At 37.3% G+C, this 24,213-nt stretch carries 18 protein-coding genes and 9 pseudogenes; 19 read left to right on the forward strand and 8 right to left on the reverse strand.

Annotated elements, in window-relative coordinates; translation table 11 throughout:
• Positions 1-179 precede the first annotated feature (179 nt).
• The 6 genes and pseudogenes from Q5W13_RS07265 (at position 180) to amaB (ending at position 5,118) form a co-directional block, all read left to right on the forward strand.
• Positions 180-650, forward strand: a complete 471-nt coding sequence (locus Q5W13_RS07265; RefSeq protein ID WP_304445864.1) for a CAP domain-containing protein — start codon at positions 180-182, stop codon at positions 648-650.
• Between the two features lie 136 nt (positions 651-786).
• Positions 787-1,326, forward strand: a pseudogene (locus Q5W13_RS07270) (3-hydroxyanthranilate 3,4-dioxygenase).
• Positions 1,327-1,417: 91 nt separating this feature from the next.
• On the forward strand, positions 1,418-2,557 hold the full coding sequence (locus Q5W13_RS07275) for a CHASE domain-containing protein (protein WP_304445865.1): 1,140 nt from the start codon (positions 1,418-1,420) through the stop codon (positions 2,555-2,557).
• A gap of 94 nt (positions 2,558-2,651) precedes the next feature.
• Positions 2,652-3,029 carry a sensor histidine kinase gene (locus Q5W13_RS07280; protein ID WP_304445866.1) on the forward strand — a complete coding sequence of 126 codons (378 nt, stop codon included), beginning with the start codon at positions 2,652-2,654 and terminating at the stop codon, positions 3,027-3,029.
• A gap of 44 nt (positions 3,030-3,073) precedes the next feature.
• Positions 3,074-3,430, forward strand: a complete 357-nt coding sequence (locus Q5W13_RS07285) for a DUF1304 domain-containing protein (RefSeq protein ID WP_304445867.1) — start codon at positions 3,074-3,076, stop codon at positions 3,428-3,430.
• Between the two features lie 133 nt (positions 3,431-3,563).
• Positions 3,564-5,118, forward strand: a pseudogene (gene amaB / locus Q5W13_RS07290) (L-piperidine-6-carboxylate dehydrogenase).
• Positions 5,119-5,267: 149 nt separating this feature from the next.
• Here the strand turns inward: amaB and Q5W13_RS07295 are convergent.
• Positions 5,268-5,396, reverse strand: coding sequence for a hypothetical protein (locus tag Q5W13_RS07295; protein WP_262886077.1), 129 nt, complete (start codon positions 5,394-5,396; stop codon positions 5,268-5,270).
• A gap of 423 nt (positions 5,397-5,819) precedes the next feature.
• Here Q5W13_RS07295 and Q5W13_RS07300 point away from each other — a divergent pair, with 423 nt between their 5' ends.
• The 4 genes and pseudogenes from Q5W13_RS07300 to Q5W13_RS07310 all read left to right on the forward strand — a co-directional run bounded on the left by Q5W13_RS07300 (position 5,820) and on the right by Q5W13_RS07310 (position 7,350).
• Positions 5,820-6,131, forward strand: a complete 312-nt coding sequence (locus tag Q5W13_RS07300) for a hypothetical protein (RefSeq protein WP_304445868.1) — start codon at positions 5,820-5,822, stop codon at positions 6,129-6,131.
• A 19-nt stretch (positions 6,132-6,150) separates the two neighbouring features.
• A pseudogene (locus Q5W13_RS24760) lies at positions 6,151-6,225 on the forward strand (hypothetical protein); the annotation flags it as partial.
• A 72-nt stretch (positions 6,226-6,297) separates the two neighbouring features.
• Entirely contained in the window at positions 6,298-6,738 is a 441-nt protein-coding gene (locus Q5W13_RS07305; protein ID WP_304445869.1) for an OmpA family protein, read from the forward strand.
• 24 nt (positions 6,739-6,762) lie between these two features.
• Positions 6,763-7,350 carry a hypothetical protein gene (locus tag Q5W13_RS07310; RefSeq protein ID WP_155595499.1) on the forward strand — a complete coding sequence of 196 codons (588 nt, stop codon included), beginning with the start codon at positions 6,763-6,765 and terminating at the stop codon, positions 7,348-7,350.
• 339 nt (positions 7,351-7,689) lie between these two features.
• Here Q5W13_RS07310 and Q5W13_RS07315 read toward each other — a convergent pair.
• The 4 genes and pseudogenes from Q5W13_RS07315 to Q5W13_RS07330 all read right to left on the reverse strand — a co-directional run bounded on the left by Q5W13_RS07315 (position 7,690) and on the right by Q5W13_RS07330 (position 11,755).
• Positions 7,690-8,689 (reverse strand): annotated as a pseudogene (locus tag Q5W13_RS07315) (acyl-ACP desaturase).
• A 23-nt stretch (positions 8,690-8,712) separates the two neighbouring features.
• Entirely contained in the window at positions 8,713-9,477 is a 765-nt protein-coding gene (locus Q5W13_RS07320; protein ID WP_368662472.1) for a metallophosphoesterase family protein, read from the reverse strand.
• Complete coding sequence (locus Q5W13_RS07325) at positions 9,474-10,559, reverse strand: TFIIB-type zinc ribbon-containing protein (protein WP_155595496.1); 1,086 nt, start codon at positions 10,557-10,559, stop codon at positions 9,474-9,476. The genes Q5W13_RS07320 and Q5W13_RS07325 overlap by 4 nt, the downstream gene beginning before the upstream one ends.
• A gap of 63 nt (positions 10,560-10,622) precedes the next feature.
• Positions 10,623-11,755: pseudogene (locus tag Q5W13_RS07330) on the reverse strand (SPFH domain-containing protein).
• Positions 11,756-11,928: 173 nt separating this feature from the next.
• Here Q5W13_RS07330 and Q5W13_RS07335 point away from each other — a divergent pair.
• Both Q5W13_RS07335 and Q5W13_RS07340 read left to right on the forward strand, forming a co-directional pair.
• A complete protein-coding gene (locus Q5W13_RS07335; protein WP_304445870.1) occupies positions 11,929-12,294 on the forward strand; it encodes a PfkB family carbohydrate kinase in 366 nt (121 codons plus the stop codon).
• Between the two features lie 8 nt (positions 12,295-12,302).
• Positions 12,303-12,875 (forward strand): PfkB family carbohydrate kinase, encoded by a 573-nt coding sequence (locus tag Q5W13_RS07340; RefSeq protein ID WP_304446473.1) that lies wholly within the window; start codon positions 12,303-12,305, stop codon positions 12,873-12,875.
• A gap of 9 nt (positions 12,876-12,884) precedes the next feature.
• On the opposite strand, the gene Q5W13_RS07345 is transcribed toward Q5W13_RS07340, so the two are convergent.
• The 3 genes and pseudogenes from Q5W13_RS07345 to Q5W13_RS07355 all read right to left on the reverse strand — a co-directional run bounded on the left by Q5W13_RS07345 (position 12,885) and on the right by Q5W13_RS07355 (position 15,659).
• Positions 12,885-14,021, reverse strand: coding sequence for an ATP-binding protein (locus Q5W13_RS07345; protein ID WP_155595493.1), 1,137 nt, complete (start codon positions 14,019-14,021; stop codon positions 12,885-12,887).
• Positions 14,018-14,774: pseudogene (locus Q5W13_RS07350) on the reverse strand (SDR family NAD(P)-dependent oxidoreductase). The gene Q5W13_RS07345 and the pseudogene Q5W13_RS07350 overlap by 4 nt, the downstream one beginning before the upstream one ends.
• A gap of 9 nt (positions 14,775-14,783) precedes the next feature.
• A complete protein-coding gene (locus Q5W13_RS07355; protein WP_304445871.1) occupies positions 14,784-15,659 on the reverse strand; it encodes an aldo/keto reductase in 876 nt (291 codons plus the stop codon).
• A 157-nt stretch (positions 15,660-15,816) separates the two neighbouring features.
• On the opposite strand from Q5W13_RS07355, the pseudogene Q5W13_RS07360 reads away from it, so the two are divergent.
• The 7 genes and pseudogenes from Q5W13_RS07360 (at position 15,817) to Q5W13_RS07390 (ending at position 24,184) form a co-directional block, all read left to right on the forward strand.
• Positions 15,817-16,817: pseudogene (locus Q5W13_RS07360) on the forward strand (AAA family ATPase).
• Between the two features lie 89 nt (positions 16,818-16,906).
• Positions 16,907-17,773, forward strand: coding sequence for a DUF58 domain-containing protein (locus tag Q5W13_RS07365; protein ID WP_214610376.1), 867 nt, complete (start codon positions 16,907-16,909; stop codon positions 17,771-17,773).
• Positions 17,773-19,437, forward strand: a pseudogene (locus tag Q5W13_RS07370) (hypothetical protein). Before Q5W13_RS07365 ends, Q5W13_RS07370 begins: the two are co-directional and overlap by 1 nt.
• A complete protein-coding gene (locus Q5W13_RS07375) occupies positions 19,438-20,436 on the forward strand; it encodes a vWA domain-containing protein (RefSeq protein ID WP_155595487.1) in 999 nt (332 codons plus the stop codon).
• Between the two features lie 60 nt (positions 20,437-20,496).
• A complete protein-coding gene (locus tag Q5W13_RS07380; RefSeq protein WP_304445872.1) occupies positions 20,497-21,543 on the forward strand; it encodes a VWA domain-containing protein in 1,047 nt (348 codons plus the stop codon).
• Positions 21,544-22,401 carry a tetratricopeptide repeat protein gene (locus Q5W13_RS07385; protein ID WP_304445873.1) on the forward strand — a complete coding sequence of 286 codons (858 nt, stop codon included), beginning with the start codon at positions 21,544-21,546 and terminating at the stop codon, positions 22,399-22,401.
• A 41-nt stretch (positions 22,402-22,442) separates the two neighbouring features.
• Positions 22,443-24,184, forward strand: a pseudogene (locus Q5W13_RS07390) (BatD family protein).
• Positions 24,185-24,213: the final 29 nt, after the last annotated feature.

A 24,213-nucleotide genomic window follows, 5' to 3' on the forward strand; every position in this document is an offset into this window, starting at 1 on the left:
ATTATTGGAAAGATGTATTTCATCGAAAACAGAAACTAATCAACCAGAGTAAACAATATATTTTAGATATTCGCCTCACGATAACACCCCCTTATCAATTCGCTGAACACGAGAACACCCCACTTTTCTCTCCTACTTTTTAAGAACACGCCTACTTACAAATAGAACTTTGTATGAAAATGAGAACGCACTATATTGCACTCGTTTTATTTGTATGCACTTTGGCCTCTTGTAGTAAAGAGTCCGTTGAGGCTGCAGATATAACCGAGAAAGAAAATGCTGAAATTGTAGAAAAAGAACTTCTTGAAGCTGTTAATGGACACCGGCTATCTATTGGAGTAAATTCACTTGAATTTAGCTCAGTGGCCTATATACACGCCAACAAACATACAGATTACATGATTTCCAAAGGTGCATTGAACCACGATAATTTTAGTTCTCGTGCATCTGAAATATCTGCCGCAGAAACTGCAGAATTCGTTGCCGAAAATGTAGCAAAAGATTATTCTACCGCTTCTGAAGCGCTTTCTGGATGGCTAAATAGTAGTAGCCATAAGAGGACAATGGAGGGTGAATTTACCCATACTGCGGTAAGCGTAAAGAAAGATAGCAACGGAAAATTGTATTTTACCCAAATATTTTTTCGTTAATTTTTAAGTGTTGAAATCCACTATATACAACATATACTAGTAATACAACATACTTTTTCATAGCTTTGAGATGAAATGACCACCTTTTGCACATGTACAAACATGAGCAAGAGGTTTTGGTTCTAAATGTCAATATATGTCCATTAAAGCTCCTTTTAATCTCAATCGCTGGATAGAAGAAAACAGACACACCCTTAAACCTCCCGTTGGCAATAAAAACCTTTACAAAGATGCCGGAGACTATATTGTTATGGTGGTTGCCGGGCCCAACGCCCGAAAAGACTATCACTATAATGAAACTGAAGAACTTTTCTATCAATTAGAAGGGAACATAGAAGTTCATATACAAGAGGATGGGCAAAAGAAAACAATGACACTTGGTCCATGGCGATATGTATTTACATCCAGCCAAAATACCACACTCCCCCGTTCGTCATGAAGGTAGCATAGGCTTAGTTATTGAGCGTAAACGAGCCGATATGAACGTAGATGATGGGCTACTTTGGTTTTGTGACAATTGCAATAATAAACTTTACGAAGCTTATTTTACCCTAAATGATATTGAAGTTGACTTTTTAAAGCACTTCAAACATTTCTATGGTTCTGAAGACCTACGCACCTGCGATAATTGCGCACGGTTATGCCCGTAGACCCAAGATTTGTTAGCAGTGATTAAAGATTGTTTAATTAGTAAAACAAAAATTACCGTTCTTTGGAAATAGCCCCAACCTAGCCGGTTTCTACAGATGTCCCCACATTAACCACTTATGACCAAACAACAAATTTTAAAATACTTGGCTATTCTACTTGTAGGAAGCAGTATTTCTTTGTTTATCTTCTTTTCTATTAACACTAGATATCTCCTTAGAAATAAAGCGACTATAGACAATGCAGTTAATAAATCTGTAATTAAATTAGAAGATGAACTCAATAAGATAAATTTAGTTGTTGAGTCAATGGCATTTTTTTACGAGAACAAAAATTTCATCCCCCAACATCTATTTGAACGGTTTACTGACCCCTTTTTAAAAGAGCTTAACGGTATAAAAGTACTTGCGTGGGCACCGAAAATTGTAGACTCGGAAAAAGATAAGTTTGAAAAAATTACTTCAATTAAAGAGGCCAATTCTCAATATAATCTCATTCCTTCCAAAAAAAGAGATTTATATTATCCGGTAAGAGTCCTCAATCCGTTAGAACCTTTCAGAACAGTATTAGGATACAACTTATACTCCGATAGCATTAAAAGAAATGCAATTCTTCAATCTATCAAAACAAACAAACCCGCTATTACCGGGCCCATAACCTTACTAGCTGCCAATAATTATGCAAAGGGCATTCTCGCAATAAAGTCAGTAAGGGATTTAAAATCCACAGAGAGCAAAGGAATTGTCGTGGGAGTTTATCGTATGGACAAGCTAATTTCAGAAACCTTAAAGTCAGAGGTTAAGGTTTTTGATATTTGTATTCATGATTCCACGGATGATGCGCTTCTGTTTTCAAATGTTGATGAAAGCAAAATAAACGATAAAAAATTCTACAAAACCGCTATTGAAAAAACTATTAATGCGGTAGATCGAAAATGGGACGTTCATTTTGTGCCGAAATCCGAATATTTATCCTTTCCCCATATTTTTGAATCTTACGTAGTATTAATTTTAGGTTTAGTAACAACCTGTTTATTGATTTTGCTTGCCCGAAGAAGAGATAATCATAATGACCGCCTTGAAGCTCGTGTACTATTGCGAACTGCCGAACTTGAGGAATCAAACAAACAGAAAGAAAATCTGTTAAGAGAAATACATCATAGGGTAAAGAACAACCTCCAGATTACTTCTAGCCTAATTAATATGCAGAAGCGGAAATTAGTCAGTAAAGAAGCTATTACCGCACTACAGGACAGCTAAGGCAAGAATATCCGCCATAGCACTTACACATCAAAAAATATATCAAGACAAAGATTCAAAGGCAGTAAATCTACATGCATACCTGAAGGATTTAATGGAGTATCAAAATAAAATATCGCCAACCTTTAGTTATAAAATAAACTGCCCAGAAATATCCATAGACCTGGATCGTGCCGTACCTCTTGCCCTCATCATTTCAGAATTGGTAACGAACGCCGTAAAGCACGCTTATCCGGATACGACCAAGTATAATGAACTTATTATTGATGTTGATGTGCTGGATGATGGAATGGCGGCATTTTCAATTAAGGATAACGGAAAGGGGCTACCTGAAGATTTTGCGATTGAAAATGCAGAGGGGATAGGATTTGATATTGTAAAGGCGCTATGTAGACAAATTTCAGCTGAATTAACTTATAACTCAACTGAAAGCGGAACACATTTTACCGTAACTTTCGATAATAAAGCATAACGGCTGCTTACGCTTGCTCTGCTACCAAACTTAATTCTAAAAAGATGCTACAAAAAATACTGATTGGTTTTATCGCGTTTTTACACCTTTATATTTTATATTTTGAGATGTTCGCATGGACTACCAAGGGCCGGAAAGTATTCAGTAAGTTTCCTCCTGAACTTTTTGAGCCTACCAAGCCAATGGCAGCAAACCAAGGGCTTTACAATGGTTTTCTTGCAGCAGGTCTTATTTGGTCCCTCTTTATAACTGATGTCTTATGGCAAGACAACATTGCCCTCTTCTTTCTAGCGTGCGTTTCAATAGCAGGAATATACGGTGCCTTTTCTGTTGAAAAGAAAATATTCTACATACAAACGGTACCAGCATTAATTACTATTGCCCTTATTTTATTTAGCTAACCAAAATAATAGAGGTTACGTCAATACCAAAGAATCTATTGCAGATTAATGCATCTGGAAAAACTTGTTTTTTCTAGTTTAGAAAAAGTATCTTTATAAAAAATATAACAATACATACTAAAAAAGTTATAAAATGTCAAAAGTAGCATCGCAATTCGGTATTGATAAAGCCTTAAAAGATTTAGGGATTCAAGATATAAATAACGGAACCTCAACAGGATCTTCAAATTTTGGTTCTGGTGAAATTATTTCGTCCTACTCACCTGTAGACGGAGAATTAATTGCAAAAGTAAAAGCTACTACAAAAGAGGATTATGAAAAAGTAATGCAATCAGCAACGGCTGCCTTCAAAACTTGGCGAACCAAACCTGCACCCCTACGTGGTGAGATTGTACGCCAATTTGGAGAAAAATTAAGAGAGAAAAAAGAAGCTTTGGGCAAACTGGTTTCCTATGAAATGGGGAAAAGCTACCAAGAAGGTTTGGGCGAAGTTCAAGAAATGATAGATATCTGCGATTTTGCAGTAGGGTTATCAAGACAATTGCACGGCTTAACTATGCATTCAGAAAGACCTTGGTCACCGTATGTACGAGCAATACCATTCTTTAGGAGTAGTTGGCATTATATCTGCTTTTAACTTTCCTGTAGCCGTTTGGGCATGGAATACCGCTCTAGCTTGGATTTGTGGAGATGTATGTGTTTGGAAACCATCTGAAAAAACACCTCTTTGTGGTGTTGCCTGCCAAAACATTGCTGCGGAGGTTTTTAAAGCGAACAATTTACCAGAAGGTATTTCGTGTCTAATCAACGGGGATTACAAAATTGGTGAAATTATGACTTCAGATAGTCGTATTCCTTTGATATCCGCTACTGGATCCACCCGAATGGGTAAAAATGTAGCACAGACCGTGGCTGCGAGGCTAGGAAAATCTTTACTGGAACTAGGTGGTAACAACGCCATTATTGTAACTCCGGATGCAGATATAAAAATGACGGTTATTGGCGCTGTTTTTGGTGCGGTTGGTACAGCAGGGCAACGTTGTACTTCTACTAGAAGGGTAATTATTCATGATAGCATTTATGATAAAGTAAAAACGGCCATAGTGGAAGCCTACAAACAACTTAGAATTGGTAATCCTTTAGATGAAAACAATCATGTTGGTCCTTTAATAGATACTGATGCCGTAGCTTCTTATAACACCGCACTTACGAAAGTTGTAGATGAAGGTGGAAAAATTATTATAGAAGGAGGCGTTCTAGAAGGCGAAGGCTATGAGAGTGGTTGTTATGTAAAACCTGCTATAGCAGAAGCTAAGGCAGATTTTAAAATCGTACAGCACGAAACTTTTGCACCTGTACTCTATCTTTTAAAATATTCAGGAACTATTGAAAATGCTATTGAAGCACAAAATGGAGTGGCACAAGGACTGTCATCGGCCATAATGACCAATAACCTTAGAGAAGCAGAACATTTTTTATCCGTTGCAGGAAGTGATTGTGGTATTGCCAATGTAAACATAGGAACATCAGGCGCAGAAATTGGTGGAGCTTTTGGTGGTGAGAAAGAAACCGGTGGCGGTCGTGAATCTGGTTCGGATGCATGGAAAGTATATATGCGCAGACAAACCAATACCATAAACTACACAACAGAACTTCCTTTAGCTCAAGGTATAAAATTTGACCTATAAGATTTAAGTGTTTTTTTAAAAAATTTGAAAACCCGCCTTTAATCACTTGTCCTTCCCCCGAATAGACAAACGAAAAATTGGCGGGTTTTTAAAACACTAACTCAAATAACTATTTAAAGAACGTATTACTTTTACTTTTAGAACGGAGATTAATTACTATGATTTCCTCTAACAGATTCTGTCTCATTAACCTTCCAACTACCTTGAAGTAGCGTCTGCATGCCCAAGACTATAAACATGCATAAAAAGGTGACCACCTTTACTATTTCAGCTTTCATAACTCATGTCTTTTTAGGGTTCTCAATTTCGTTTTATAAATGTATCCATCTTCAGTTAAGACAAAAAACGATTATGTGTAAGCCCATCATATTTTCACATAACTAGTCCGTTTTCATGTGTAATCGGCATTAAGCCAAAATATTTTTTTCAACCTTAATAGCTAAATATCAATTTAATAGCCTTTTGGAAGAAATAGCATAAAATTTTTATCTCCAATTAACTAACACCTTCATTACAAGCACTATACAATTTTACTTTTTAAGCGCCAGCAAATGGATATATACCATTAACACAACTTTAATATAATTGAAGCGTTTAAACCTAAAAATATAATTGTAGTACTTTACTTATTAATTTAGTAGATTTAGTACTAGTTATGTTTTTTTTAATACATTGTAGTCTAAACACTTAACCCATTAACAATGAAAAACACCACTCTTTACCTACTTGGTATTATCATTACCATTGTAGTAGGAACCTATTTTTATTTTTCTTGTTGTAGTTATTGCGGATCGGCAATTACACAAAAAGAAGAACCAAAAGAACAGGTTGCTCCGGCACCGGTTGCACCAAAAATTACATCCTACCCTTTTGCTTTGGGTGATGGTGATTTTGCCTATTCTACAGAAGACAATTTCAATTTTAACACGTCTTCATCTAATTATCTGGAACCTGTTTCAGAAAACGTTAGAAAAGGAATATTACCTTGGTCTAAAAAATCATTTAACGAGTAACGAAAACAAGGTTTTTAACATAACCGGATATTACACCAGTGATGAAGAAAACAATTCAGCCTTTCCTAACTTAGGTCTTGCTAGAGCAAATTCTGTAAAGAACTATTTTGTTTCGCAGGAAATTCCTTCTTCGCAAATTAATACGAGTGGAAAATTGGTTGATGACATGGTTCCGGACAAAAACATATACCGTGGCCCTGTAGGTTATTCTATAGAAGAAGCTTCTGCTGATGCTGAAGACCAATTAAAGGCTCTTTACGACAAAATTACAGGAGACCCTCTAATTCTATACTTCGATACTGCTGAAGCCTCTATAAACCCTTCTGCAGCTCAACGTCAGAAAATAGCGGATATAACCCATTATCTTGATAAAGTGGAAAATGCAAAATGTCAAGTAGTAGGTTATACCGATAGTCAAGGTAGCAGAAAAACTAATATGAGACTGGGACAAGAAAGAGCCGATTTTGCAAAAGCGTATCTAATGCAGAACGGTATTGCAGATGAAAAAATCAAAACAGACTCTAAAGGCCCCAAGGACCCAATTGCCAGTAATGCTACTGATGAAGGCAGGGCCAAGAATAGAAGAACCGTAATTACTATTAAATAATCAACAAACTAAAATTGAATTAAAATGGAATCAGGAAATATAAACATTTGGTGCTGGCTAATCCCTCTTCTTGTAGGTGTAATTTGTGGTATTCTAGGCTATCTTATTGGCAAGGGAAGCACTAAAGTAATAGACAACTCAGAAGATTTGAAACGTTGTCATGATAAGAATTCTAAATTGAAGGCCGATCTTGAGGCGTGTAACCAAAAACTGTTGACAATGCCCGAAACACCAAGTGTTTCTTCATCACTAGGAGCAACGGCAGCGGCAGTAGCAGCACCTATGGCAATGGCTCCCGAGCCTGTTGCTATTCCTTTTGACGCTGCGGCGGCGAAATTAGCCATTGGCAAGACCGTAAAAGAAAATGACCTAAAGGTTGTTGAGGGTATAGGTCCTAAAATTGAAGGTCTCTTTCAAGCAGCAGGTGTCAAGACCTGGAAAGCTTTATCGGAAACCTCGGTAGCTAGATGCCAAGAGGTTCTAAAAGGTGGAGGCGACCGTTATAAAATTCACGATCCTGCATCGTGGCCAATGCAATCCAAAATGTGCTACGAAGGCAAATGGGCCGAACTTGCCAAATGGCAAGATGAACATGACCACGGAAAGTTATAATTTTTCAACTTTTGCTATTCTTACAAACCCTCCCTCAACGGAGGGTTTTTTTGTGGATATATGTTGTTCATCGACTAAATAGAACACCTTATATTTTTCACCACAGAGTAGCACAAGTTCACAACAATTATTTAGATGAACGATAAAACGATTGTAAATTTACGGTGTAATTAAGTGATAGTCTTGACCCCAAATCTACTCTAGAACTTAACCGAAACAAGTAACGAATCCCAAGTCCGCTACTTGACCTATAAAAAAAGAATTTACCTACTTAAGCAAAAAAATCCGGTTCATAAATGAACCGGATTTTTTTAATTTAATACCTAAAAGCATTTTAGCTTATACCATACCGTTGGCATCTACCCACTTAAATTTATATTGATCTTCTGGAAACTTCATTCGTTCAGAAATACGTTCTAATCTAGCAGGTAACTTAATTAAGTAATCGCGTGCTTTTTCTGCTTCATCAGAAAGACTTCTTACGTTGTCCAATTCCCAATAAGCATTTAGTTTTCTAAGAATTTCTACATAATCCTGTGCCGTGTAAACACCTAGGCGTTGCGCACAATTAGAAAAGTTCTCAAAAGCAGTACCTATAGTTCCTCCAGACTCTCTTAAAAAGTGTGCCGGCATAACAATTTTCTTTTTCATCATATCTGCAAAGGCCAACATCATACCAGATGGGTCTTCACCAAAAATTGTTTTCACAAATTCTCTATATCTTAAGGTGGTGACGCATTTCATCACCAGCAATAATTGTACACATTTTACCCAATAAAACATTTCCTTTCTTCTTTGCCATTTGACCTACTCTCTTATGAGAAATATTGGTAGCCAATTCTTGAAAAGAAGTGTATACAAAGTTTTTATAAGGATCTCTATCCGTACCAATATCAAAACCATCTGATATTAAGTGCTGAGTAGTAATTTCTATTTCACGCATATTTACCCTTCCGGACAAATACAAATATTTATTAAGTACATCTCCATGACGATTTTCCTCGGCAGTCCATGCTCTAACCCATTTAGACCATCCGTTTGTCTTGTTAGGTCCGTGTTGGTCAATTCCCTCAACGTCCATAAGCCAAGATTCATAAGTTGGTAAGGCCTCTTCTGTAATGGTATCTGCCACCATGGTTACCCAAAAATCGTAACCTAATTCTTTTGCTTCTCCCCTAAGTTCTTTTACCGCTTCTAAAAAACCGTCACTTTCAGAATCAGGTAAAAAATCAGTTGGCTGCCAGATGTCCTCTGGTTTAATTAAAAAAGAATCCATAAATCCATCCACCTGCGGCTCAATAGCCTGCATTACCTCTAATCTTATGTTCTTTTGGGACATATTCCTGTTTTTTGTAAAGATCGTTAATTATCTAGTGAAAATATAAAAATAAAACGGCTTTTTTCAATTTCTCTATGGTTCGTTTGGGTACAATGAATTACTGGGTCACTCTGCCAAATCTGCTTTGTATCAACGTCTAACATTGAAAGTGGGCCTTTAAACGCTGCTCCTGTATCTACGTTCCATACGTTGGCTGCTAGCTTAGGGACAGCAACACCTGTTTTTGAAATAGGCGTATGGCCAATAAAAATCTCCTTGTAATGCGTTAACCGCTTTGGATAATGTGCATCGTTTGTTTCTAGGTCTGGATTTAAAGACCTTGCCAATTCCCACAACGTACGGTCCCAATAAAAGGTTTGCTTAAAATATTCATGCTCCACACCCTTTAAGTTGGTAAAACCAGCATGTAAAAACAACCTTTCCTCAATATCTAAGTAGTAATTTTCAAGACTTTCATAAAAATGGATATGATTCTCTTTTGTCTTTTTGTCTGCCTTCTCATAAGAAGCCAACGTGGCACCACCACCGTGTTGCAACCAAAGCGGATTATCCTTACCGTCTCGCAACCACTCTAAGCAAAGCTCATCATGGTTTCCCCTAATAAACCTGCAATTGTTACTACTTTTCAAAGCAATTAAAAAATCAACGGTTTCAACTGCCTGACTCCAACCATCCACATAATCCCCTAAAAAAATAAGCTGGTCTTCTGCGGTTACCTGTCCTCTTTCAAGTACCTGTTTCAATCCCTCTAAACCAGAATGAATATCACCTATTACCAATGTTCTCATTGTGCAAAAATCGCAATTATCCCAAGGATAGCAATGATAAAAAGTACCAAAAAGAATATTTTCCAAAAAGAATACGGTCTTGTACCGCTTAATTCACCAGTTTGGCCATTAATATAAAAGTTGTATTCTTTATTATTATATCGATAAGAACTAATATATACCGGAAGTAAAATATGCTTGAAAGTTTCATCCGCTAGTTTAATATCTGCCTGAGAAATTCGTTGGGTATCTCCCCCAATATCTTTGCGAATCCAACCATTGGCTATCTGTTTGGCTTTTTGAAACGAAGAGTGATGCCCCTCTTTTAAAGAAACGGTATATTTTTCAGTTACAAAGCCCGATAAATATTTTGAGTTGAAAGGAACCAACTCCTTAACATTCCAAAATGCAATCTTAGCAGGAATATCTCTGCGTTTCTTTTCGGATGCATTAATAAGAATATCATCTACAAAACCATTTACAACACCTGATGTAGATGACCATCGTGTTTTCCTAACTTGACGCGTTTGTGTACCGTTTTTTGTGCGTACCCGTTCTGTTTCGTAATAATAGTCACCTCTTTGCCCTTTATACTTCGCATTTAAATTAGCATCAAAGGTCCAATAGGGAAGGTATAATCCGTGCAAACCCTCAGGATCAAGAGCAGCCCTTTTCAATTTATTAGGTGCAAACCAAATTCCGCCCACCCATGTTTTGAAAGTGGCTTTGGCCTTTTGCGCATCAATTTGAAAAGGAACGAGTGCCCCGGGTACGATCCACCCCTCTCTTTCAACATCTTCAAGAATTAAGGGCTCACTACAATAGATACAATCCAGCGATTTATAATTTTCTCCCACATGCTGGTTCGCACCACAATTCTTGCAATGCAGAATGTCAATAGTTTCTGTATACGCATTCTCGCCCACCACTTTAAGATAGTGCTGAAGCTCCAGCTCCTCAAAACTGCTTTTGGCCTGTTCTATAAATTCTTCGTAACCACAATATTCACATTTTAGTTGATGTGAACCTGGTTTGAATTTTAACTCGGCACCACAATTGGCACATGCCTTTTTATGTTCAGATTGTTTTGTTTCTTCTTCCATTAATCAACGTATCTCAATTTCTACACAAAGTGTATTCATCAGGAGACAAAAACGGTTTAAACATTAGATCGGTAATGGTGGTGGAGTATTTCCTCCTAAAAAGGATTTTAATTCTTCTACCTCTTTTAAGGCTATCCAATTTTGCATTCCTTGTTTCCAAACTAAAGAATCGCGATTAATAGTCCTGCTGGCAAAAAGCTCTTTTAATATATCGAAAGGAACCGGTCCGTTCTGTTTACCGCTTGCCGAATAGTAATATTGCACTTGAACCGGCATTGGCGGTGGCCCGCCAGCTGATGGCGCTTGACCTCCAAAAGGCTGTTGACCGGCTTGGGGATTCATCATATTACCCATTTGTTGCGCAAGCACAAAACCCATGCCCATACCCATACCAGCTCCAGCAGTACCTCCTTCATTTTTAGCGGCAGCTTCCATTGCTTTGGCCGCTTTAAATTGCGAAAGTTTTACCATATCTAACTTGTCCAGCCTACTGTATTCAAAAATTTCTTTTTTGAGTTCTTCAGGCATTGATACGTTTTCGATATAGAAGCGCTCCAGTTCTATACCGACTCTTCCAAATTCTGGTTGCATTACCTCGGTGCACGTTTCCGAAAGCTCACTTGTATTTGCCGCATACAGTTCAATTGGGAGATTTGCCTCACCAACCGTATCCGTAAAACGTGTAACTATTAAACTTTTAAGATGTTCGTTTACTTCATAATTAGTAAAATTACCATCGGTACCTACTACATCTACAACAAACTTTATGGGTCATTTATTCTAAAACTATAGGTGCCAAAAGCGCGTATCTCTACTAATCCAAAACGCTCATCACTTAAAATCACAGGATTTTTAGTTCCCCATTTCTCATCCGTAAATAAATGGGTGTTCACAAAATAAACCTCAGCCTTAAATGGACTATCAAATCCATACTTCCATCCTTTTAACGTAGTAAGGATAGGAAGGTTTTGTGTATTTAGAGTGTACGTGCCTGCCTTAAAAACATCCGCTAATTGACCTTCATTAATAAAAACCGCGGTTTGCCCTTCTCGTACTATCAGCTTAGCATTATTCTTAATTTCATTTTGATACCGTTCAAAACGATGCACAATAGTTCCATTGGTATTGTCTAGCCATTCAATAATGTCAATAAACTCATGACTTAGTTTCTTTTTTATTTCGTTGAATAGGTCCATTTCTAAAGGCGTTTAAATTTTTTAATAAGGTAGTGGATTTCTGGAAAATGGGCAAAGAAGGGATTAAGCAATTTAGATTTGATGGAATAAATAACATAATTTCGCGTATACTTTAATATACTTGCGAAGCATTCAATTTTGATTACTTTAGAGCTAACAATTATATCCAAACAATGAAAACCATATACTGCATAGGAGAGTTACTTATAGATTTTGTTGCCATTAAGCAAGGTAACGACCTTTCTAAAGCTAAAGAATTTACTAAAAAGGCCGGTGGCGCACCTGCTAATGTGGCGTGTGCTATTTCCAAATTAGGAGGTAAAGGTCAGTTTATAGGTGCCGTAGGAAATGACCCTTTCGGTACATTTTTATTGAATGTTCTTAAGGATAATAGAGTTGATATATCACTTGCACAACGCTCCAAAACCTTCACCACTATGGCATTTGTGTCATTGGCAGAAGATGGCGAACGCGATTTTGTATTCAGTAGAGGTGCAGATAAAAAATTAAAATATGATTCAAAACTAAAAAACAGCTGAAAGGTAACATCGTACATTTTGGTGCTGCAACAGGGTTTTTAGGCGGTGGATTAGAAGAAGCTTATGACCGTTATATATTTGACGCCATAACACAGGATGCTTTTATCAGCTTCGACCCCAATTTTAGAGACGATCTTTGGATAGGAGAAGAAGAATGCTTTATTAAAAAGAGCTTGAAGTTCATTGGAAAATCGCATTTATGCAAATTTAGTAATGAGGAAATACAACTTATTACAGGCGAACAGGATATTGAAAAGGCCTGTAATATTGTGCACGAACTAGGTTGCCCTATTATCTGTGTTACCCTAGGTAGCGAAGGCACACTGGTCAGTACAGTAAACAAAAAAACGACTGTAAAAAGCATACCAGTAACACCAATAGATACTACGGGAGCCGGTGATGCTTTTATTGGTTGTTTGTTATATCAAATAGCCAACATTGGAGACCCACACCTTATCCTAAAGGATTATGACCAATTGATTGATATGGTTACGATTGCTAATAGAGCAGGAGCAATTACAACAACTGGTTACGGAGCAATTCCTTCCTTACCAGATCATGAGGCTGTATTCGACAATTAAGCACATTCGTTAATTATACCGTACTTTTCTTATAATTCGAAGGGATTCCTTTATGCCTAAATATATTTTTGGGTAGTTATCTCTTAATAGGCCACGGGCCATTTCCATTTGTTCCTTGGCTTCATCAAATCCGTTTAGATAACAAATTAAATAGCTGTCGGGTAAATATTTTAAATCTACTTTTTCGGACGATTTTATGTCTACACCCTTCTGGATTTTATCTAAAAGAGTGTTATTGGCATTCCAAATATGAAACAGATTCTTTTTACTGTATCTGGGTGGTTCAAAAATTAGATTACTTTCTATTTTATAAGTTCCATTATCAAAAAAATTAATGACTACTTTTTCCAATTGAAAATATCTTTGCTTAGAGCCTAGGCCCAACTGAACATACTCTATCATTGTAAAGGAATGCTCATCATAAGAAATACTGATTTCATCTAAAGCCGAATAAAAAAGCTTCACCTGCTCATTAATCAATTCAATATCTACCCTAGAAAAAAAGATATTATCCTTAACCTTTTTCTTGTTTCCCGCCCAGCAGACCACAAATTGCTCTTTGAAAACTTTATAGTCGCTATTTAAGTTTTTGTGTCGGTTATTGATAAAATCAATTACACCATCTAATGTTAATTCAATATTATTACGGGCGTGTTGCTCTATAGTTGCAACAGTTTCAGAATTTATATCCTGAAGCTCTACACCGTAAGCTTTTGGCATACTAATGCTCCCCTCTCTAAAGAAAACCATACCGCCGTAATACTTCCAGATATTTTTACGAAGGGCGCACACCTTCTCGCTAGACCTGATAGTAACCAACCCCACTACTTTACCCTCTCGTAAATTAGGAAACGGAATGTTTTCGTATGAAATTAAGGGTGGATTGTCTAAATAGGCGTTGACCAAGTTTTGAATCTTACTATCATCAAAAAAATCTACTCCTACTATTTTATTATCCTCGTCCTCTACCCCAATAACAATGAAAGAATTATTTTGTGGATTACTATTGGCCAAGGCACAGACATGCTTTAAAAATTTGGCCTTACCTTCTTTTTCTCCAATGGTTATAAAACGCTTCTTGTCATAAAAACTATTCTCGTCATTATGAGCTAACAGGTTTTTTACAAGAAGGCGTTTATTTATCATAACGACCTATTCAATAATGTTGCAGAGGCTTGTGCAGTTGGCATTACAATTAAATCGGCAATATTTACATGATAAGGCCTTGGTTACAACAAAATGAATAATTTCGGCAAGATCTTCTGGCTTTAACGGTTCAAATCCGTCGTAGACTGAATCAGCCTTACTATCATCACCTTTAAAGCGCACATTACTAAACTCGGTTTCTACAGCACCAGGATTAATACCTCCTACCTTGATTCCGTACGGATTAAGGTCTATTCGCATTCCCTTGGTCAGGGCATCAACCGCATGTTTACTAGCGCAATACACATTTCCGTTAGGATAAACCTCTTTACCAGCTGTTGACCCAATATTTATAATGTGACCGGACTTTTTCTCTACCATATTAGGTATTATCGCTTTGGAAACATAGAGTAATCCCTTCACGTTAATATCCAGCATAGCATCCCAATCATCTACACTACCCTTATCAATAGGGTCTAGACCATGAGCATTACCTGCATTGTTGATTAAAACATCTATCCGAGCAAAGTTTTCAGGTAAAGAACCTATCTCTTTAAATACGGCATCTTTATCCCGCACATCAAAATTTAAGGTATGAACTTCGCATTGTTTACTCAACTCAGATTGAAGCGCATCAAGGCGCTCCTGTCTTCTTCCACAGAGCACTAATTTAAAGCCCTGAACAGCAAAAAGAATGGCCGTTGCACGACCAATTCCACTAGTTGCTCCTGTTATTAAAACCGTTTTACTCATAACTTTTATTTATGCAACTTCTTGACCATTAGCTGCTTCTAGTAAAATAAACCAATCGGTTTGTTCTATTTCTATTTTTGTTGCGTCCATCGCTGCGGACAAACGAGATTTGGTAGCTGTACCTACAACCGGAAATATTCCAGAAGGGTGCTTCATTACCCAAGCTAATAGTAATTGATCTTCAGTAGCTTCATATTTCTCCAACATGGGCTTGATAGCTTTTTTTATACGTTGTGAAACCTCATCATCTTTCCTAAAATAAAATCCAAGCGAACTATAGGACATTGCCATTCTCCTGTTTGCCAAAGCATCGTCTAAAGTGCCATCGTTCATTACTCCATTCTGGGTCAGGGAAAATTCCACCTGATTACCTTCAACGGGCACAGCTGTCTCTATAAGTGCTATTTGGGAAGGTAAAAAGTTAGAAACTCCAAAACTTTTAATTTTACCTTGATCTTTCAACTTAGTTATTGCCTCAACTATAGCATCTGGCCGCATTAATGGGCTAGGCCTATGCAACAAAAGCATGTCTAAATATTCAGTTTTTAGTTTTTTAAGCGATTGTTCCGCAGACCAAATGATGTATTCTGTATCGTAATTATAATGTTTTACATGGTTTTTTCTGGCTTCAGCATCCATTTGAATACCACATTTAGAAATAAACTGAACTGATTCACGAGAAATACCACTGTCGTTAAACGCATTCCCAAAATCTTCTTCTGTGGTGTAACCCCCATAAATATCAGCATGATCAAAGGTAGTAATGCCTTCATCCACGCAGTGGTTCATCAATTCAATTATACTAGATTTGGAAAAACCTTTTCCCCAACTGCCCCAAGTCATAGTTCCTGCTATAACTCTGGAATAAAAAGTGTTCTTTTGCATAGAGCCGTTAAATTAAAAAGAAATCCCTTAAAAACTTCATAAAAAGAGGGGTTCTCTATTTTTTTTAACCAATCGTTAACAGCGAAGCAGCTAATAAATTTTCAATTTGCATGTCTGTTAAAAAACAGTGGGCCCAAACCAAAATTTGTAACGATATATGGAAGAAAATACTACGGTAGATATTAATGCGGTTAACGAGAAAATTGCACGAGAAAGTGCTTTTATCGACCTATTGATATTGGAAATGAACAAAGTAATCGTTGGCCAGAGACATATGGTTGAAAGATTACTCATTGGTTTACTTGGCCAAGGTCATATTTTATTAGAAGGTGTCCTGGTCTAGCAAAAACATTGGCCATTAACACACTGTCTAAAGCCGTAAAAGGAAGCTTTAGTAGAATTCAGTTTACTCCTGACCTTTTACCTGCGGATGTTACCGGTACTTTAATCTACAACATGAAAGAGAATGACTTTTCTATAAAGAAAGGTCCAATTTTCGCCAATTTCGTGCTTGCAGATGAGATTAACCGTGCTCCGGCCAAAGTGCAATCAGCTCTTTTGGAGGCCATGCAGGAAAAGCAAGTAACCATTGGTGATGAAACTTTTGTTCTAGATAAGCCGTTTTTGGTAATGGCAACGCAAAACCCAGTTGAGCAAGAAGGAACGTACCCGTTACCAGAAGCGCAGGTTGACCGTTTTATGCTAAAGACCGTTATTGACTATCCTAAATTGAACGAAGAGCAATTAATAATGCGCCAAAATCTAGCAGGATCTTACGAAACTGTGAATGCGGTAGTAAGTATAGAGCAAATATTAAGTGCACAGAAGGCTGTTCGTGAGGTATATATGGACGAAAAGATAGAGAAATACATTCTTGACATCGTTTTTGCCACTCGTTACCCTGAGAAATATAACCTTGAAGAGTTAAAGCCACTAATTAGCTTTGGTGCTTCGCCAAGGGGTAGTATTAACCTAGGCATCGCAGCAAAATGTTATGCCTTCATTAAGAGACGAGGTTACGTTGTTCCTGAAGATGTAAGAGCTATAGTTCATGATGTATTACGCCATAGAATAGGTATTACATATGAGGCTGAAGCTGAAAATATTACTTCCGAAGAAATCATTAATAAGATTGTTAACGAGATCGAGGTACCTTAAAAGGTAAGCGGTTGGCAGATGCTTTAGGTAGTAATAGACTTTTCTTTACTACCATTGAAAACTGCTTGCCAAAAACTGTTTGCTGAGAAATGGATACTAAAGAACTACTTAAAAAAGTACGGAAGATCGAGATTAAGACGCGCCGTCTATCCGATCATATATTTGGCGGAGAATACCACTCCACTTTTAAAGGTCGTGGTATGACCTTTAGTGAGGTACGCCAATATCAATTTGGTGATGATGTCCGTACTATAGATTGGAACGTTACTGCACGCTACAATGAACCCTATATAAAGGTTTTTGAAGAAGAACGTGAGCTTACCATGATGCTCATGGTAGACGTGAGTGGCTCAGAACATTTTGGGACCACCAATCAGTTTAAAAAAGATATAATTACAGAAGTATCGGCCACTTTGGCCTTTTCTGCTTTACAGAATAATGATAAAGCGGGCCTAATTCTTTTCTCTGATCAGATTGAGCTTTACATTCCCCCTAAAAAAGGAAAAAGTCATGTTCTACGTATTATCCGAGAGTTACTGGAATACAAACCAAAAAGTAACAAAACCAATCTTGGTGAAGCCTTAAAGTTTCTAAGTAGCGTAATGAAGAAGAAAGCAATAGTTTTTGTGCTATCCGATTTTATTGACGAAGACTACGAGAAAACTTTGAAGATTTCAGGCAACAAGCATGATGTTACGGGAATTAGAATATACGATGAACGCGAAGAGAGCATTCCTAATCTAGGAATGGTTCAGATGCAGGATGCGGAAACCGGCAAAGTAAGCCTAGTAAATACACAGTCAAAAAGTGTACGAATGGCATACAGTAAATACTACCAACAACGTGTAGATTATTTTAAAGAAACGTTTACCAAATCTGGCTGTGGCACACTAAGCTGCAGGGTAGATGAGAGTTATGTTAAAAAATTATTGGGCTATTTTAAGCGACGAGGTTAATGCTAAATATATACTTTACAAACTACTATAATAACAACGAAACATCGCTTTTAAAGCGATGTGTTTTACTTTGCGTTTTATTTATAGGGTTTTCCGGTTTTTCACAAACCACGCCCAAAGTAATTACCAAGGTTGATACTACCTCTATAAAAATAGGAGAGCAGATACAATTTACGGTAACCGTTGAGGCAGATACTACCGCACAGGTTATTTTTCCTGAGGGGCAAACTTTTTCACCATTAGAAACGGTAGAAGTTTTCGCTACGGATACGACTCGCAAGAACGACCGTATGACCCTTCAGAAAATCTACGCCCTTACCCAATTTGATTCCGGTTCGTACAAATTACCAGCGCAGCGTATAGAGATAAATGGAGAAGGGTTTTTAACCGATTCCACCCGAGTAATTAATGTTGCGAACATTGCGGTAGACACTGGCGCAAAAAATGTACGACATTAAACCGCTAATGGAGGTAGAAAAAAGTAACTCCAGGCTGTGGAAAATTATTTATTCATACTTCTTGGCATCCTTGTTATAGGCGGACTGGTCTATTGGTTCTTCTTAAGAAAAAAACCATTATCAGAAGAAGAGAAAGTGGCTCTTTTGCCACCTTACGACCGTGCCTTGTTAGAGCTTAAAAATCTTGAAAAATCTAAATACCTTATTCAAGACGAATACAAAGAATATTATTCTGAACTGACAGACATTGTTCGCTCATATTTAGAAGAGGACGTAAATGTTTCGGCCTTAGAAAGTACAACGGATGAATTGATTACCAAATTAGAATTGTTAAGAGATGCCGGAGAGCTAAAAATAGATGATGAAACCCTGCAACAGTTCAAACGTATTCTTCAAACAGCGGATTTGGTCAAATTTGCAAAATCAAAACCAGATACTTCAGTCGCCGAAAATGATCGTCAATCCATTGAGCAAATCGTTCACAAAACCCACGAAGCCCTTCCGGAACCTACCGTAGAAGAATTAATGGAGCAAGAGGAATACAAAGAAGAGCTCGAAAAAAAACAACAAAAGAAAAAGATTATTTATGCAAGTGTTGCCTTTCTTGGGGCACTTTTAATCGCCGCTGCAGTAGCCACTTCATATTATGGCTTTACGTACGTAAAAGACACTATTATGCGCCATCCTTCAAAACAACTTTTAGAAGGAGACTGGGTGTCTAGCTCTTATGGTTATCCGCCAATAAGCTTAGAAACCCCGCGCGTTCTTAAAAGGCAAGAGACAAAGCTTACGCCAGAGATGAAAGCCAACATTAAAGACCTGCAGATGTTTATGTACAGAAGCGAAAAAGGTTTTTTCAGTGTAGGCACCACTTCAACTACCTTAACACAAGAAGTAGAGCCCGAGTTTAACAAATCCATTGAAGCTTTCATTGAGAATTTAGAAAAACAAGGGGCAAAGAATATTATAACCAAACAAGAAGAATTTACTACTGTTACAGGCGTGAAAGGAATCAAAGTTTTTGGTAGTGGCGACTTTCCTGTTCCAGGATCTAAAGATTTAGTGGATGGTAAATACAGTATTTTACTATTCGGTGCAAAAGGGCTTCAACAGCAAATCATCATAAATTGGCTAGAAGGCGACACCTACGCACAAGAAATAGCAGATAGAATATTAGGTTCAGTAGAAGTAAAAACAGAATTATAGATGTTGGATAATATATCATTCGCAAATCCGGAATTTTTTTGGTTGCTATTATTGCTTCCTCTGGCTGTGCTGTGGTACTTCTATAAGCGCAAGGAACAAGTCGCTTCTTTAAAAATACCTACAATCAAAGGCTTAACAAATACGGGGTTTCTTCCAAAATTAAAACCATTGTTGTTTTTGTTACGTCTATTAGCTCTTACTGCTATTATAGTTGCCATAGCAAGACCACAGACCGAAGATATTTCAACCAAAACAAAAACTACCAAGGGTATAGATATTGTTATGGCCATTGATGTTTCTTCTAGTATGTTGGCAAGGGATTTAAAACCTAATCGTTTAGCCGCCTTAAAAGAAGTTGCTGCAGAATTCATTAAAGAACGCCCCAATGACCGTATTGGTTTGGTGGCTTATGCAGGTGAAGCTTATACCAAAACACCTATAACTAGTGATAAGGCAATTGTTCTACGGGCACTGCGCGATATCACCTATGGGCAATTAAACGATGGTACCGCTATAGGAATGGGCTTGGCTACCTCTGTAAACCGCCTAAAGGAAAGCAAAGCATCTAGTAAAATTATTATTCTGTTAACGGACGGTGTTAACAATTCCGGGTTTATAGAACCGCAAACCGCAGCAGACTTAGCTATTGAATATGGTATTAAAACATATACTATAGGACTAGGGACCAATGGTAACGCCCTTTCTCCGGTAGCTTATAACAGTGATGGGTCTTTTAGATACGGTATGCGCCAAGTTGAAATTGACGAAGACCTTTTAAAAGATATTGCAAAATCTACGGGAGGTAAGTTTTTTAGAGCTACTGATAATGAAAAGTTAGAGGCTATTTACGACGAAATAAATAAGCTAGAGAAAACAGAAATAGAGGAATTTAAATATTATAAATACGAAGAAAAGTTTAGGTCATGGGTGCTTTTGGCTGGTGCCTTACTTTTGTTGGAATGGCTCCTGAGAAATACCATTTTCAGAAGTTTTATTTAAGAAACTTTTAGCGCAGTATTTAATAAACTTGTATTAGCTTCAAACTACGAACAAAGCAGAATGATTCAATTAGACGAAAAAATATATTTCTATTTACTGGCCATAATACCGGTCATCATCGTCTTGTTCGCACTTTTACAAATATGGAAAAAGCGGACACAGAAGAAATTTGCCGAGACCCCTCTTTTAAAGAGGCTGTCACCGGACAAATCTAATTTTAAATCTAGCCTAAAACTCTTGTTCTTTTTGTTGGGAATCACTTTTCTTATCCTAGGATTGGTAAACCCTAAAATTGGAACAAAACTAGAGACTGTAAAGCGCGAAGGTGTAGATGTTGTTTTTGCGGTAGATGTTTCTAAGAGTATGCTGGCAGAAGATATTGCGCCCAACCGTTTGGAGAAGGCAAAACGTCTAGTTTCGGAAATCATAAACCAATTGGCAAGTGACCGTATTGGTATTATAGCTTATGCAGGACAAGCATTTCCGCAATTGCCCATTACCACAGATTATGGTGCTGCCAAAATGTTCTTACAAAGCATGAATACAGATATGCTCACCTCACAAGGAACAGCTATCAACGAGGCAATTAATTTGGCAACCACTTATTACAATGACGAAGAGCAAACCAATCGCGTGCTTTTTATCATTTCAGATGGAGAAGATCACTCTGAAGGTGACACCAAGGATGCGGTGGAGAAAGCCTTAGAAGAAGGTATTCAGATTTTTACTATTGGGGTTGGTAAACCAAAAGGCGCTCCTATTCCAATTAAAAGAAATGGTGTTGTAGAAAGTCTTAAGAAGGATTCTCAAGGTGAGGTAGTTATTACCAAACTGAACGAAGATGTACTTATAGACATTGCAGATGATGGCAATGGTGAATATATAGACGGATCTAATACAGAAGCTGCTGTAGAACGTATTAAAGAATTGCTTCAACAAATGGACAAAAAAGAGTTTGAAGCAAAGCAATTTGCCGAATTTAAAGACCAATTTCAATGGTTTCTAGGTATTGGCTTGTTGTTTTTACTTTTAGATATCTTTGTTCTTGATAAGCGAACAAAATGGCTTAAAAAGCTGAATTTATTCAACGAAAAAGAAATAGAATAAATGAGAAATATTATTTTCATATTGTTTTTTATCGGTTTTGTTTCTTTTGCTCAAGAAGAGGAAAAAGAACGCGAACAAGCACTTAACGAATCAAAAAATCTAACTTGGGAAGCTAACAAAGAACTTTCCGAAGATAATTTTATAGATGCCGAGGTAGATTATAGAAAGGCAATAGCCAAGAGTGATGAAAATTCTGCGGCACCCTATAATCTGGCTAATGCATATTACGCCAAAGAAACCTATAGTGAAGCTTTTGGGCGCTACAAGCAAGCCGGTGAATTGGCAACTGATAAAGCTGATAAGCACCGTGCCTATCATAACATGGGCAACGTGTTCATGAAAAGAAAAGACTATCAAAAAGCAGTAGAAGCCTACAAAGAAGCCCTCCGCAATGACCCAAAGGATGAGGAAACCCGTTACAATCTAGCTTTGGCCAAAAAAATGCTCGAAAAAGAACAAGAGCAGAACGATCAAAACCAAGATAACAAGGATCAAGAAGATAAAAACGAGGATAACAAAGACGAAAACGAGGACAAAAAAGACGGCGATAACAAAGAAGAGAACCAAGACCAAGATAAAAAAGACGAAGGAGACAAGGGAGACGAGGGCGATAAGAACGAAGAGCAAAAAGACGAGAATAAAGAGGGTGAAGGCGATGAAAAGGAAGAGCAGAAAAAACAGCCCGAAGAAGGCGATAAGCCTCAAGAACAGCAGCAACAGCCTCGTCCAAATCAATTAAGTAAACAACAGGTACAGAATCTTCTAGAAGCTATGCAGAACGAAGAGAAAAAAGTACAAGAAAAAATAGACGCCCAGAAAGTAAAAGGTGTTAAGGTTAAAAACGAAAAAGATTGGTAAAGACCAGCATACATAAAAATCTTATAGCATTATTTTATATAATGTTCCTTGTTTTTTCGGTGAACGCTCAAGATGATGCAGCCATAACCTTTGAAATGAAACTCAGCAAAGAAAAACTGGGTATGAATGAGAGGTTACGGGTAGATTTCACCATGAATAAAGATGGTGATAATTTTAACCCACCAGATTTTCAGGGCTTCCGGGTATTAATGGGACCATCGCAATCTATAAGTTCTTCATGGATCAATGGGGTGCGAAGTTATTCCAAAACCTATTCATACACCTTAGCCCCTACCACTAGAGGCACTGTTTCCATTAAACAGGCTTCTATTGTAATTGATGGAAAAACCTATAAATCATTTCCCAAAAAAGTAGAATTACTGCTGCGGTAGACAAACCAAGCGATCAAATGACCGCAGACGATGTGGCAGACGAAAGCTTACATCTTGTTGCCGAGGTTTCTAAAACAGACCCATACCTAAACGAAGGTTTAAGTGTGGTCTACAAACTTTATGTAAGTCCTTCTATTAGCGTTTCCAACTATCAACCGTTAGATAACCCTAAGTACAATAATTTTTGGAGCCAAGATATTCCCGTTTCCAGACCAGTTGCCGAAAACGGAACTTATAAAGGAAAGCCTTATAGGTATGTAATATTAAAGCGAGTAGTACTCTACCCTCAAAAATCAGGGAAATTAGAAATAGAACCACTTTCATTAGATGTTACCGTAGATGTACCGTCAAACAAGCGCGATTTCTTTGGTGGTAGAATTTACTCTCAAACAAATAAAACGGTCTCGGCAGGAAAACGAACCATCAACGTAAAACCATTACCCGAAAAAGGGAAACCCGTTAATTTTAGTGGAGCTGTTGGTAATTTCGACTTTTCGGTAACTAGTAGTAAAACGGCTTTGAACGCTTCTGAATCATTACAGGCAAAAGTTGAAGTAAGTGGTAAAGGAAATTTAAAACTTTTTCAACTGCCCGAACTAAATTTACCGTCATCACTAGAGGTATACGAACCTGAATTTGATGAGAAAGTGCGTACTACCCTATCCGGATCACAAGGTAAAGTAAGCAACAGTTATACTGTTGTACCTTCCTTTAAGGGCAAATATCCTATTCCTAGTATATCCTTTACTTATTTTGACCCTAACGCTAAAACGTATAAAACGGTTACTTCAGATGAAATTGTAATCAATGTAAAAGAAGGTCCAACAGACTCAAGCATTGGTAACGCAGTAGATGGTGGAACTAATAACAAGCAGGCCGTTGCAGTAGGAAACCAATTCAATTTTCTAAAACTAGATGCTAATTTAGTACCTATTGGTTCTAGCTATTTCTTAGGAACGAAAAGCTATTATTTATGGTTATTACTACCATTAATATTGATTCCCTTTGCCATTTTATTAGGCAAAAAACGTGAAGCAATTGCTAGTGACGTGGTGGGCAACAAGGTCAGGAAAGCAAACAAGCTTGCGAAAAGATACCTCTCTAAAGCCAAAAAAGAACTGGGTAATAAAGAGGCATTTTACGTTGCCTTAGAAAAGGCATTGCATAATTATTTAAAGGCAAAACTTAAAATAGAGACCTCAGAATTCAGTAAAGACAAGATAACATCTCTTTTAATAGAAAAACAGGTAGATAACACAACCAATGAAGGTTTTATTTCGCTACTTAAGAATTGCGAAATGGCACGTTACAGTCCTTTTTCCGAGGTACAGATGCAACAAGATTACGATAAAGCAAGTGAGGTAATTACATATTTGGACAAGCAACTGTAGCAAAAAGGTTATAAATAATTCAATTAGAA

This window comes from Zobellia laminariae (assembly GCF_030553095.1).
Taxonomy (GTDB): Bacteria; Bacteroidota; Bacteroidia; order Flavobacteriales; family Flavobacteriaceae; genus Zobellia; species Zobellia laminariae.